Annotated in this window: 13 protein-coding genes and 2 pseudogenes; 10 read left to right on the plus strand and 5 right to left on the minus strand. The window is 72.7% G+C overall.

Translation table 11 applies throughout. From position 1 onward, the window contains the following. The coding region (locus AC2VOR_RS18940; RefSeq protein WP_486964299.1) for an AMP-binding enzyme at positions 1–382 on the plus strand (382 nt) is incomplete at its 5' end. Here AC2VOR_RS18940 and AC2VOR_RS18945 read toward each other — a convergent pair. Continuing rightward, positions 379–528: pseudogene (locus AC2VOR_RS18945) on the minus strand (TetR/AcrR family transcriptional regulator); the annotation flags it as partial. The gene AC2VOR_RS18940 and the pseudogene AC2VOR_RS18945 overlap by 4 nt on opposite strands. A 129-nt stretch (positions 529–657) precedes the next feature. Here AC2VOR_RS18945 and AC2VOR_RS18950 point away from each other — a divergent pair. The 9 genes and pseudogenes from AC2VOR_RS18950 (at position 658) to AC2VOR_RS18990 (ending at position 7923) form a co-directional block, all read left to right on the plus strand. After that, complete coding sequence (locus AC2VOR_RS18950) at positions 658–1113, plus strand: nitroreductase family deazaflavin-dependent oxidoreductase (RefSeq protein ID WP_369740777.1); 456 nt, start codon at positions 658–660, stop codon at positions 1111–1113. Between the two features lie 2 nt (positions 1114–1115). Continuing rightward, positions 1116–2018, plus strand: coding sequence for a 1,4-dihydroxy-2-naphthoyl-CoA synthase (locus AC2VOR_RS18955; RefSeq protein ID WP_486964300.1), 903 nt, complete (start codon positions 1116–1118; stop codon positions 2016–2018). Positions 2019–2051: 33 nt separating this feature from the next. Next, positions 2052–2948, plus strand: a complete 897-nt coding sequence (locus tag AC2VOR_RS18960; RefSeq protein WP_369740779.1) for an SDR family oxidoreductase — start codon at positions 2052–2054, stop codon at positions 2946–2948. A gap of 46 nt (positions 2949–2994) precedes the next feature. After that, complete coding sequence (locus AC2VOR_RS18965) at positions 2995–3402, plus strand: VOC family protein (protein WP_369740780.1); 408 nt, start codon at positions 2995–2997, stop codon at positions 3400–3402. Positions 3403–3498: 96 nt separating this feature from the next. Further along, a pseudogene (locus AC2VOR_RS18970) lies at positions 3499–4732 on the plus strand (inorganic phosphate transporter); the annotation flags it as partial. A 10-nt stretch (positions 4733–4742) separates the two neighbouring features. Then, positions 4743–5042 carry a hypothetical protein gene (locus tag AC2VOR_RS18975; protein ID WP_369741761.1) on the plus strand — a complete coding sequence of 100 codons (300 nt, stop codon included), beginning with the start codon at positions 4743–4745 and terminating at the stop codon, positions 5040–5042. A 54-nt stretch (positions 5043–5096) separates the two neighbouring features. Beyond that, positions 5097–5399: a DUF3349 domain-containing protein gene (locus AC2VOR_RS18980; protein WP_369740781.1), complete on the plus strand. Its 303-nt coding sequence runs from the start codon at positions 5097–5099 to the stop codon at positions 5397–5399. 68 nt (positions 5400–5467) lie between these two features. Then, the gene (gene menE / locus AC2VOR_RS18985; protein WP_369741762.1) at positions 5468–6547 is read left to right on the plus strand and encodes an o-succinylbenzoate--CoA ligase; all 1080 of its coding nucleotides are present in this window, start codon (positions 5468–5470) and stop codon (positions 6545–6547) included. 23 nt (positions 6548–6570) lie between these two features. Beyond that, positions 6571–7923 (plus strand): hypothetical protein, encoded by a 1353-nt coding sequence (locus AC2VOR_RS18990; RefSeq protein WP_486964302.1) that lies wholly within the window; start codon positions 6571–6573, stop codon positions 7921–7923. Between the two features lie 15 nt (positions 7924–7938). Here the strand turns inward: AC2VOR_RS18990 and AC2VOR_RS18995 are convergent, their stop codons facing one another. From AC2VOR_RS18995 to AC2VOR_RS19010, 4 genes are all read right to left on the minus strand, one after another. After that, positions 7939–8604, minus strand: coding sequence for a DUF732 domain-containing protein (locus tag AC2VOR_RS18995; RefSeq protein ID WP_369740782.1), 666 nt, complete (start codon positions 8602–8604; stop codon positions 7939–7941). Positions 8605–8676: 72 nt separating this feature from the next. Further along, positions 8677–9333 carry a TIGR04282 family arsenosugar biosynthesis glycosyltransferase gene (locus tag AC2VOR_RS19000; protein WP_369741764.1) on the minus strand — a complete coding sequence of 219 codons (657 nt, stop codon included), beginning with the start codon at positions 9331–9333 and terminating at the stop codon, positions 8677–8679. After that, positions 9333–9989, minus strand: coding sequence for a glycosyltransferase family 2 protein (locus AC2VOR_RS19005; protein ID WP_369740784.1), 657 nt, complete (start codon positions 9987–9989; stop codon positions 9333–9335). Before AC2VOR_RS19005 ends, AC2VOR_RS19000 begins: the two co-directional genes overlap by 1 nt. Before the next feature lie 10 nt (positions 9990–9999). Next, positions 10000–11745 (minus strand): DUF7159 family protein, encoded by a 1746-nt coding sequence (locus tag AC2VOR_RS19010; protein WP_486964301.1) that lies wholly within the window; start codon positions 11743–11745, stop codon positions 10000–10002. Between the last annotated feature and the right edge of the window lie 69 nt (positions 11746–11814).

The following is an 11814-nucleotide window of genomic DNA, read 5'->3' on the forward strand; positions in this document are numbered from 1 at the left end:
CGACGGCTTCTGGTTCATCGTCGACCGGGTCAAGGACATGATCGTCACCGGCGGGTTCAACGTGTTCCCGCGCGAGGTCGAGGACGTCGTCGCCGAACACCCGGCCGTTGCGCAGGTGTGCGTGATCGGCACGCCGGACGAGAAGTGGGGCGAAGCCGTCACCGCGGTGATCGTGCTGCGGCCCGACCATCCGTCCGACGAGGAGTCGGTGGCGCGGGTGACCGTCGAGATCCAGTCCGCGGTCAAGGAGCGCAAGGGCTCGGTGCAGTCGCCCAAGCAGGTGATCGTCGTCGAGTCGGTACCGGTGACCGCGCTGGGCAAGCCGGACAAGAAGGCCGTGCGGGCCCGGTTCTGGGAGGGCGCGGACCGCGCGGTCGGCTAGGAGGGCGGGGCGGCGACCCCGGCCAACGGGAGGTCCAGCATGCGGCCCGTCTGTTCGGGTGAAGCACTGGCCAAAAAGATGCCGATCAGGCTGGACATCACGTCGTCGGCGGCCACGTCGGGACGCAGGCTCCCGTCCCCGGCGCCGGGGCCATCACCCTGGGCGCGGACGCGGTGGCCCGCCTGGACGCCGTTCACCATTCCGGGGTCCGACCCGTGGGCGCACGGCGTCGAACCCTTCCTGGAGGCGCCGAACGCCTGACTACTGTGTCAGGCATGGCAGGTGCAGAAGCCCTCGAGCCGCCCCGGTGGCTCAAGCCGGCGAACAAGGTCTTCATCGCGATGTCGCGGCTCGGGCTGAGTTTCTGCGGGGAGAGCCCGGTCGTGCTGACCGTCCCGGGCCGCAAGACCGGGGCCCCGCGTTCGACGCCGGTCACCCCGATGACGCTGGACGGCAAACGCTACGTCGTCGGCGGCTTCCCCGGCGCCGACTGGGTTCGCAACGCCCGGGCCGCGCGCGAAGCCACCCTCGAGCGTGGCCGCCGCAGCGAGCGGGTCCGGATGGTCGAGCTGCCCGCCGAGGACGCCAGACCGGTGCTGCGGGCCTTCCCCACGGAGGTGCCCACCGGTGTCGGTTTCATGAAGCGCTCCGGGTTGGTCACCGACGGGCGCCCCGAGGAGTTCGAGGCGCTCGCCGGGCGCTGCGCCGTCTTCCGGCTCGATCCGCTATGACCATGAACGGCAACCCTTTTGACGCTCCGGCATGGCGCCCGATCAGCGGGTTCGGCGACCTGACCGACATCACCTATCACCGCCACGTCACCGACGCCACCGTGCGGGTGGCGTTCAACCGGCCCGAGGTGCGCAACGCGTTCCGGCCGCACACCGTCGACGAGCTCTACCGCGCGCTCGACCACGCCCGGATGTCGCCGGACGTCGGCGTGGTGCTGCTGACGGGCAACGGCCCGTCCCCGAAGGACGGCGGCTGGGCCTTCTGCTCGGGCGGCGACCAGCGCATCCGCGGGCGATCCGGCTACCAGTACGCGAGCGGGGACACCGCTGAAACCATTGACGCGGCCCGCGCGGGCAGGTTGCACATCCTCGAGGTGCAGCGGCTGATCCGGTTCATGCCCAAGGTGGTGATCTGCCTGGTCAACGGCTGGGCGGCCGGCGGCGGGCACAGCCTGCACGTGGTCTGCGACCTCACCCTGGCCAGCCGCGAGCACGCCCGTTTCAAGCAGACCGACGCCGACGTCGGCAGTTTCGACGGCGGCTACGGCAGCGCCTACCTGGCGCGCCAGGTGGGCCAGAAGTTCGCCCGCGAGATTTTTTTCCTGGGCCGCACGTACACCGCCGAGCAGATGCACCACATGGGCGCGGTCAACGAGGTCGTCGACCATGCCGAACTCGAACGCGTGGCGGTGCAGTGGGCGGCCGAGATCAACGCGAAATCGCCGCAGGCCCAACGTATGTTGAAGTTCGCGTTCAACCTGCTCGACGACGGGCTGGTGGGCCAGCAGCTGTTCGCCGGCGAGGCCACGCGGCTGGCGTACATGACCGACGAGGCCGTCGAGGGCCGCGACGCGTTCCTGCAAAAGCGCCCCCCGGACTGGAGCCCGTTCCCGCGCTACTTCTGAGCGGGCCGGCGGGCGCCGCCTACACTCCCCACGATGAGTAAAAGCCCGCTTCGCCGCCTCACCGACCAGCTCGTGCTGGCGACCATGCGGCCGCCCGCCGCGCCGCAGGTGCTGGTCAACCGGCCCGCGATCAAGCCGATCGAGCTGGCCGGCAAGCGCATTTTGATCACCGGGGCCTCCTCGGGCATCGGGGAGGCCGCCGCCGAGCGGTTCGCCCGCCTCGGCGCCATCGTGGTGCTCGCCGCCCGCCGCCGAGAGTTGCTGGATGCGGTGGCCGAACGGATCACGACCGCGGGCGGCACCGCGCTGGCGATGCCCTGCGACGTCTCGGACATGGACGCCGTCGACGCGCTGGTCGCCGACGTCCAGCAGCGCCTCGGCGGGATCGACATCCTGGTCAACAACGCCGCCCGGTCCATCCGCCGGCCGCTGGCCGAGTCGCTGGAACGCTGGCACGACGTCGAGCGGACCATGGTGCTTAACTACTATGCGCCGCTGCGGCTGATCCGCGGTTTGGCGCCCGGGATGCTCGAGCGCGGCGACGGCCACGTCATCAACGTCTCGACGTGGGGCGTGCTGTCGGAGGCCTCGCCGCTGTTCGCGGTCTACAACGCCTCCAAGGCCGCGCTGTCGATGGTGAGCCGGGTGGTCGAGACCGAATGGGGCCACCGGGGTGTGCATTCGACGACCTTGTACTACCCGTTGGTGGCCACGCCGATGATCGCCCCGACGAAGGCCTACGAGGGGGTCCCCGCGCTGACCCCGGAGGAGGCCGCCGAGTGGATGATCACCGCGGCCCGCACCCGGCCGGTGCGGATCGCGCCCCGGATGGCGATCGCGGCCAAGGCGCTCGACACCATCGGCCCGCGCTGGGTCAACGCCCTCATGCAGCGCCAAAGCATCCAGCCCAACCGCGCGGCCGGGAACTGACCGAAGGCCATCGCCACGGCGACACGGACGTGATAGACACAACGCCATGGAGATCCTGGCCAGCCGGATGCTGCTCCGACCGGCGGACTACGAGCGCTCGCTGAGCTTCTACCGCGACGAGATCGGCCTGGCGATCTTCCGCGACTACGGCGGCGGCACAGTGTTTTTCGCCGGGCAGTCGCTGCTGGAGCTGGCCGGGTACGGCTCCCCGGACCATTCCCGGGGACCGTTTCCGGGCGCGCTGTGGCTGCAGGTCCGCGACATCGCGGCAACCCAGGCCGAGCTGCGGGGCCGGGGGGTGCCGATTGCTCGCGAGGCGCGCCAGGAACCGTGGGGCCTGCGCGAGATGCACGTGACCGACCCGGACGGCATCACGCTGATCTTCGTCGAAATCCCGCCTGAGCATCCGCTTCGCCGCGACACCCGTGGTGAACCGGAGCCCAATTCAGGTTAACGACGAGGTAACTTATGGCGACCACTCAAGCTACACCCGCATTTGCGGTCTTCCTCCGTTCGACAATGAATCCCCCCACTACGAGAATCAGGCGCTGTGGACATCCAACTGTTCCTCTTGATCATTGTCGTAATCACGGCACTCGCTTTCGATTTCACGAACGGCTTCCACGACACCGGCAACGCCATGGCGACGTCGATCGCCAGTGGTGCCCTGGCGCCCAAGGCGGCGGTCGGGCTGTCGGCGGTGCTCAACCTGGTCGGCGCCTTCATGTCCACCGCGGTCGCCGCCACGATCGCCAAGGGGCTGATCGACGGGCACATCGTGACGCTGGAGCTGGTCTTCGCCGGCCTGGTCGGGGGCATCGTCTGGAACCTGATGACGTGGCTGCTCGGCATCCCGTCGAGTTCCTCGCACGCGCTGGTCGGCGGCATCGTCGGCGCCACGATCGCCGCCGTGGGCGGGCATGGCGTGCTCTGGAAGGGCATCGTGTCCAAGGTGCTCATCCCGGCCGTCGTCGCCGCGATCCTGGCCATCGCCGTGGGCGCGATCGCGACCTGGCTGGTGTACCGGATCACCCGCGGCGTCCGGGCCGACCGCACCGAGGCCGGGTTCCGGTACGGCCAGTGGGGTTCGGCGTCGCTGGTCTCGTTGGCGCACGGTACCAACGACGCGCAGAAGACGATGGGCATCATTTTCCTGGCTCTTATCTCCTACGGGTCGATCAGCGCGAGCGCCGCGATGCCGCCGCTGTGGGTCATCGTGTGCTGCGCCATCGCGATGGCGTCGGGCACCTACCTGGGCGGCTGGCGGATCATCCGCACGCTGGGCAAGGGGCTGGTCGAGATTCAGTCGCCGCAGGGTATGGCCGCCGAGTCGTCCTCGGCCGCGGTGATCCTGCTCTCGGCGCACTTCGGCTACGCCCTGTCGACGACGCAGGTGTGCACCGGTTCGGTGCTGGGCAGCGGGCTGGGCAAGCCCGGCGGCGAGGTGCGCTGGGGCGTGGCCGGCCGGATGGTCGTCGCGTGGCTGGTCACCCTTCCGCTGGCCGGGCTCGTCGGCGCGGTCACCTACTGGATCGTCCACCTCATCGGGGGCTACCCCGGCGCGATCATCGGCTTCGGGCTGCTCGTCGCCGTCTCGGCGGTCATCTACGTCCGGTCGCGCAAGGTCAAGGTCGACCACAAGAACGTCAACGCCGAATGGGAGGGCAGCCTGACCGCCGGCCTCGACGCCGCCGAGAAGATACCGCCGCCCACCGACGTCATACCACCGACCGGCACCGGCGTGCCGCCCCGTTCCGGTTCCGACGACCCCACGGTCGGTGCGGGGAACCTGTCATGAGCGGCTTCAGCGAGTGGTTCAACTACGAGGCCTCCCTGAAGATCCTGGTGTTCAGCATGCTGGCCGGCGCCGCGCTGCCGGGGCTGTTCGCCGTCGGACTGCGGCTGCACGCCATGGGCGCCGGGGAGGTCAGCACCAACGGCGCCGCCCCGCAGCGCAACCCGGCGCTGACCGCGCTCGCGTGGGCGATCTACGCGCTGGTGGTCGTGGTCATCCTGTTCGCCCTGGCCTACATCTCCCGCGATTTCATCGCGCACCACACCGGGTATCCGTTCCTCGGAGCAAAGACCAAGTAGCATCGGATTCGGTCTCCGCCGAAGCCGAGCCCACCGCCCGGAACAGGTTGCACAGTGAACGGATTCCTCAGCTCGATCGTGGCCTGGCTGCGCGCCGGCTACCCTGAGGGCGTCCCACCGACCGACACCTTCGCGGTGCTCGCCCTGCTCACGCGCCGGTTGAGCAACGACGAGGTCATCGCCGTGGCCAACGAACTGATCCGGCGCGACGAACTCGACGACATCGACATCGGCGTGGCGATCACCCAGATCACCGACGAGCTACCCTCGCCGCAGGACGTCGAGCGAGTGCGGGCGCGCTTGGCCGAGCAGGGCTGGCCGTTCGACGCCGAGCAGGACGCGGGAGAACGCCCATAGCAGTCCTGCGCGCACTCGGCGTCCCGGCGGGCCGCGCCGCCGGCGTGCTGCTGCCCGCCCTGGAACGGGTGCTGGCCGGGGGTGGACCTCCGCTACTCGCCGTGCCGGCCGATCCCGACCCGGCGGCGCTGCGCGCGTTGCGGGTCGACGAGGACGTCGAGGACGACGTGGCGCTCGTCGCGACCACGTCGGGCACCACCGGTGCGCCCAAGGGCGCCCTGCTGACCGCCGCCGCCCTGCGGGCCAGCGCGTCGGCCACCCATGATCGGCTCGGGGGGCCGGGCGCCTGGCTGCTGGCCCTGCCGCCGCATCACATCGCGGGGATCCAGGTGGTGGTGCGCAGCCTGCTGGCCGGCGCGGAGCCCGTCGAACTCGACGTCTCGGCCGGCTTCGAAACCGCCGAACTGCCCGGCGCGATCCGGCGGCTGGGCCCCGGCCGCCGCTACACCTCGCTGGTCGCCGCCCAGCTGGCCAAGGCGCTCGCCGACCCGGCGGCCGCGGCCGCCCTCGCCGACCTCGACGCCGTGCTGCTCGGCGGCGGGCCGGCACCGGCTCGGGTGCTGGACGCCGCGGCGGCGGCCGGCGTCACGGTGGTGCGCACCTACGGGATGAGCGAGACCGCGGGCGGCTGCGTGTACGACGGCGTGCCGCTCGACGGTGTCCGGGTGCGCGTGAGCGGCGACGGGCGCGTCGTCATCGGGGGCGCGACGCTGGCCAAGGGCTACCGCAACCCGGTCGTCGGCGACCCGTTCGCCGAGCCCGGCTGGTTTTTCACCGAGGACCTCGGCGTCCTCGACGGCGCGGGCGTGCTCAGCGTGCTGGGCCGCGCCGACGACGCGATCAGCACCGGCGGGCTGACGGTGCTGCCGCAGCCCGTCGAGGCGGCGCTGGACACCCACCCCGCCGTGCGCGAGTGCGCGGTGTTCGGCCTGCCCGACGACCGGCTGGGCCAGCGGGTGGTCGCCGCGGTGGTGCCCGCCGACGGTTGCGCTCCGCCGACGCTGGAGGCGCTGCGGGCGCACGTGGCGCGCACCCTGGACGCCACCGCGGCGCCGCGCGAACTGCACGTCGTCGACGAGCTGCCGCGCCGCGGCATCGGCAAGCTCGACCGGCGGGCGCTGGTGCGGCGGTTCTCCCCCGGTCAATAGGCTTGTCGACCGTGAAGACTGCGCTGCGGGAGTTTGCCCGGGAGGCGGTGGCGGTTGCGGCCGGGGCGACCCTGGTGGTGGCCGCGTTCGTGCTGCCGCGCCTGCATCTGGGGGTCAAACCCCTGCTGGGGGTCGGGCCGGAGCGATTCGCCACGCACGCCGGGTCGGCGCCGATCTTCGGGGCGTGGGAGATCCACGCGAGCTGGGGCACCGGACCGGCCATTGCGCTCGCCGTGGCCGCGGTGGTGTGGGGACCGACTGTGGCGCAACGGCTTTCCTGGCGGGTGCTGACGCTGGGCACCTGGGCCGCCGCGTGCGCGTGGGCGTTCGCGCTGGCGATGATCGACGGCTGGCAGCGCGGCTTCGCCGGCCGGTTGACCACCCGCGACGAGTACCTGCACGAGGTGCCGGGCATCACCGACATCCCGGCCACGCTGCACACGTTCGCCGGCCGCATCCTCGACTTCCAGCCGCACTCCTGGACGACGCACGTCTCCGGCCATCCCCCGGGTGCGCTGCTGACGTTCGTGTGGCTGGACCGGATCGGCCTGCACGGCGGCGCCTGGGCCGGCTTGCTGTGCCTGCTGGTCGGCTCGAGCGCGGCGGCCGCGATGGTCGTCGCGATCCGCGCGCTGGCCGGCGAGCCGACCGCGCGGCGGGTCGCGCCGTTCGTGGCGGTGGCCCCGACGGCGATCTGGGTGGCGGTGTCGGCCGACGGCTATTTCGCCGGCGTCGCGGCCTGGGGCATCGGGCTGCTGGCCCTGGCGGTGCACGGGACGGTCCGGTTCCCCGCGGCGGCGGCCGCCGCCGCGGGCCTGCTGCTCGGCTGGGGGGTCTTCCTCAGTTACGGCCTGATGCTGATGGGGCTGCCGGCGCTGGCGGTGCTGGCGTCGGCGGCCGGCCGGCCGGCGGCACTGCGAGCCCTGGGCGCCGCCGCGGCGGCGGCGCTGGCGGTGGCGGCGGTGTTCGCCGTCGCCGGGTTCTCCTGGTTCGAGGGCTACACCCTTGTGCAGCAACGCTATTGGCAGGGCATCGCCAAGGATCGGTCGTTCGCCTACTGGTGGTGGGCCAACCTGGCGTGCGTGGTGTGCGCGATCGGGCTGGGCAGCGTGGCCGGGCTGACCCGGGTGTTCGACGTGGCCGCGATCCGGCGCCGCTGCGGGTTGCATCTGGTGTTGCTGGGGGCGCTGGCCGCCGTCGTCGCCGCGGACGCGACCACGCTGAGCAAGGCCGAGGTGGAACGGATCTGGCTGCCGTTCACCGTCTGGCTCACCGCCGCGCCCGCGCTGCTGCCGGTGCGGTCGCATCGCGTGTGGCTGGCGGTCAACGCCGCCGGCGCGCTGCTGGTGAACACCGTGATCGTCACGAACTGGTAGGCGCCGGATCCCGTCTCAGGGTGCGAGCCTGACCCAGCCCGGCGGCATGGGCGGCGACGGGTCCGCGGGAGCGCCGCCCTGGCCGCCGCCGCGGGTGCCGCCCGGCGCTGGGACGGTCGGCGGTGGCCGCTTCGGCGGGGGCGGTACCGCGATCGGCCGGGGCGCCGGTGCCAGGGTCGGCGCGTCCGGGGGTGGCGCCGGAATCTCCGGCGGGTTCGGGGCGAGGTCCCCGACCGGAAGCACCGGGGTGAGCAGCGAGACGGGATGCACGGCCGGACCGCGCGCCCGGGCGGCATAGGCCGTGATGGAGACGATCTTGCCGTGGTCGCCGGGGCAGTAGGCCTCGACCGACGCGGTGATGAACCGGGTGATCGTGGACATGACACGGCGGTCGGGGAAGCGGTGTCCGGCCGGGCCGGTGAGCGCGTGGTCCTTCATGTCGTCGATGACGGCGTTCACCGTCACGCCGCGGTCGAGCTTGCCGCAGATCTTGTGGGCCGTGGCGATCAGGCTCGGCACGCCCTCGAGTGCGGGAATCTGTTCTTGTTCGAGGAGAGCCAGAAACTGCGCGTCCTCGTTCGGGTCGGCCACCGCCACGCCGCCGCGTAGCCACGCGCCGCCGGTGAGCACCACGACGGCGGCGGCTAGGACGCCGGCGTGGCCGATGATGCTGGGGGACATCGGGGGTTCCGTTCTGCGGTGCCATCACAATGGGCTTCCCCGGCGCCCACCGCTGGAATGCCGCTACCTCGGTTAGAGCCCGGCCGCGCGGGTAGCCCGCGCGAAACGGGTGTCGGTTGTGCACGCCGCTCGCACTGCGGCGACATCACCGACGACGTCGAAGTCGGCCAGTTGTTCTACAACTGTAACGTCGATCCCGTTGGCGTGCAAGGCCTTCAGAGTGAGCTGTCCGGTGTCGGGGTGCGACATGGGGACGGTGCGCAGGCACTCGGCCATCGCCGGCGTCGCCACCCCGAGCGCCCACCAGCCGCCGTCGTGGGCGGGGCCGAGCACGGCCGGCGCACCGAGCAGTCGGTCGGCGCAACCGGCCAGCAACGCGGCGCTCACCTGCGGGGTGTCCATCCCGATCTGCAGCACCGGATACCCCTGCGCCGAATCGGCGTGGGCGTTGGCGAGCCGGTCGCCGAAGTCCTCGCCGCGCTGCGCGATCACGGTGAACGAATCCAGCCGCCGCCGGATCTCGGCGGCCCCCGCGGCGGAGTCCAGGTCGCCGGTGAGCGCGACCACCCGCGCGGCCACCGGCGTGGCGGCCACGGCGTCCAGCGTGTCCAGCAGCGCGGCGGCAGCGATGTCGGCGGCGACCCGTTCGCCGACCGTGGCGGCCAGCCGCGTCTTGGCCAGGCCGGGCTGCGGCGCCTTGGCGACGACCAGCAACGTCACCGGGCGGATCACGAGATGACCTTCCAGAAGTCCAGGATCGCGATGAGGCTGCCCCGCAGCGAACCGCTGACCTTGGATTTGCCGCCCGTCCGCGGACCGTAGGCGACGTCCAGTTCGACCACGCGCCAGCCGGCCGCCGCGGCGCGGACCAACAGCTCGAGCGGATAACCGGACCGTCGGTCGGCGACTCCCAGGGCCAGAAGCGCATCGCGCCGAGCCACCCGCATCGGCGCGATGTCGTGGACCGGCAGGCCGTGCCGGGTGCGCAGCCGCCAGCTCATCACCACGGTGCCCAGCCGCGCGACCCACGGCCAGTGCAGCCCCGGCACGGGGCGGCGCCGGCCGATCACCAGGTCGGCGCCGTCGAGCGCGGCGACCAGCCGCGGGAGGTCGCGGGGGTCCAGCGAGCCGTCGGCGTCGATGACCGCCACGATGGGGGTCGCCGCGGCGACCACCCCCGCGTGCACCGCCGACCCGTAACCGGGCCGCGGCTCGGCGACCACCCGGGCGCCGTGGCACCGCGCGACGGCGGCGGTGTCGTCGGTGCTGTTGTTGTCCACGACCAGCGCCCGGTACCCCTCGGGGATGGCCGCCAGCACCGCCGGCAGCGACTCCTCCTCGTCGAGACACGGCAGCACCACCGTGACCGCGTCAGGCTCCGCCATGGGTGGCCGCTCAGAACCCGAACCCGTGGCGACCGCCGCCGGCGCCGCCCGACCCCTGCGGGGTCTGCGGCTTCGGCGCCACCGGCTGGGGCGCCACCGGCTGGGGCGCCTGGGTCTGGGGCGCCTGGGTCTGGGGCGCCTGGGTCTGGGGCGCCTGGGTCTGGGGCTGCGTGTACGTCGGCACCGGCGCCTGGGTCGTGGGTTGGGTGCCCGGAACCGTCGACGGCGCCTCGGTGGGGGTCACCGGCGCCATCGACGTGGTCGGCGCGCTCGACGTCGTCGGCGGGTTCGACGTCGTCGGCGGGTTCGACGTCGTGGGCGGGTTCGACGTCGTGGGCGCGCTCGACGTGGTCGGCGCGCTCGACGTGGTCGGCGGGTTCGACGTGGTCGGCGGGTTCGACGTGGTCGGCGGGTTCGACGTCGTGGGCGGGGCGGGATTCGTGGTCGGCGGGTTCGGGTATGGCGGCTGCCAGCCCGGGAACGGGATGGGGATCGGGACGGGAATCGGCATATTCGGCAGGGGGTTGGGCACGAAACCCGGCCCGCTCGGCACGGCCGGCGCGTTCGGAGCGGGCCCGCCCGGCGTCCCGCCCCCGGCCGGTGGCGACACCGGCTGCGGGGCCCCGCCGCCGTTCGCCGGGGCCGGGATGGTGCCGCCCTGGAACCCGGCGTTGGGCGCCTCGGGAGGCGGCGGCGGCACCGGGGCCTGCTGCTGCGTCGGCAACAACGGCATGAACTTGCCGGGGGCGGCGTTCTGGTGTCCGACCACGGGCTCCTGGCTCGCGGTCGGCCGCACCGCGATCGCCACCGCGACGGCCAGTGACGCGAACCCGATGACAGCGAACGCGATGACGGCGTTGCCGATCAGCAGCGCGCGCCGGTTCAGGGGCGCCCGGCCCGCGGCGGCGTCGTCGTAGTCGTACTCGTCGCCGTATTCCTCGAAAGCCGGCAACAGCTCGGAGTCGCCGGCCATCGAGTAGGCCAGCTGCTGTTCCTCCGCGTCCGGCTCGGCCGCGGGCGCCAGGGCGGTCGCGTCGCCGCTGGCCATCATCGTGGTTTCGTCGCCGCCCGGCACCGGCGCGGCGCGCGTGGCGTCCGGCGCGCCGGCGGCCGGGGCCGCCGCCAGCGCCGCACCCCGGGCCAGGGCGAACGTCGGGTCTTCGGGAATCTGCACCCGGGTGGTGGCATCGCCCAACTGGCCGGCGATGCGGGTCAGGTCGGACGAAGCGCGATCGGACGCGCCGACCAGGTAGACCTCGCCGGGAGCGTCGGGGTGCTCACCGAGCCTGGCCAGCAGCGTGTCGAACGTGGCGGTGGCATCGCCGCCGGCGAGCGGCCCCGACGCCAACAGCGTCGGCGGCGCGTCGACGTCCCCGGGACCGGAGCCCACCAGCGACAGCGTCGCCGTCTCGTCGTCGACCACCAACGCGGCGCCGGGCCGCCCGGCCGCCCGCATCAGCGCCGCGACCGCCTGCGACTCCGAGAGCACCCCGACGTTGAGGACACCGGAATCTTCCAGCGCCCGCCGCAGCTGTTCCGCCTTGGGCTGGTCCGCCCAGCACAGCCGGGTGCCGACCAGGCGGTGACTCTCGTCGGCCAGGAGCCGGTTCGTGCCGACCACGGTCTCGGTCAGCTTCCCGACCGGGTTGTCCTCGAGGTCGACGACGGACTGGTCGATCACGTCATTGCCGTCCGGCCCCAGCAGGGCCAAGCGGGCAACGGGGCCTGTGACCGCGACCCCCAAAACGACGTCCATCCCGGCTCTCCTTCGGCTGGCGACCCCGCAGCCAGCAATGTCCCGGCATCACTACACTGCGATACCGTC

Source organism: Mycobacterium sp. TH-M103 (assembly GCF_057473785.1).

Coding starts and splice junctions, on each gene's coding strand:
- AC2VOR_RS18955 (WP_486964300.1), top strand. CDS start 1,116: ATGAACGGCAACCCTTTTGACGCTCCGGCATGGCGCCCGATCAGCGGG.
- AC2VOR_RS18975 (WP_369741761.1), top strand. CDS start 4,743: ATGAGCGGCTTCAGCGAGTGGTTCAACTACGAGGCCTCCCTGAAGATC.
- AC2VOR_RS18965 (WP_369740780.1), top strand. CDS start 2,995: ATGGAGATCCTGGCCAGCCGGATGCTGCTCCGACCGGCGGACTACGAG.
- AC2VOR_RS19010 (WP_486964301.1), bottom strand. CDS start 11,745: ATGGACGTCGTTTTGGGGGTCGCGGTCACAGGCCCCGTTGCCCGCTTG.
- AC2VOR_RS18960 (WP_369740779.1), top strand. CDS start 2,052: ATGAGTAAAAGCCCGCTTCGCCGCCTCACCGACCAGCTCGTGCTGGCG.
- AC2VOR_RS18995 (WP_369740782.1), bottom strand. CDS start 8,604: ATGTCCCCCAGCATCATCGGCCACGCCGGCGTCCTAGCCGCCGCCGTC.
- AC2VOR_RS18950 (WP_369740777.1), top strand. CDS start 658: ATGGCAGGTGCAGAAGCCCTCGAGCCGCCCCGGTGGCTCAAGCCGGCG.
- AC2VOR_RS19005 (WP_369740784.1), bottom strand. CDS start 9,989: ATGGCGGAGCCTGACGCGGTCACGGTGGTGCTGCCGTGTCTCGACGAG.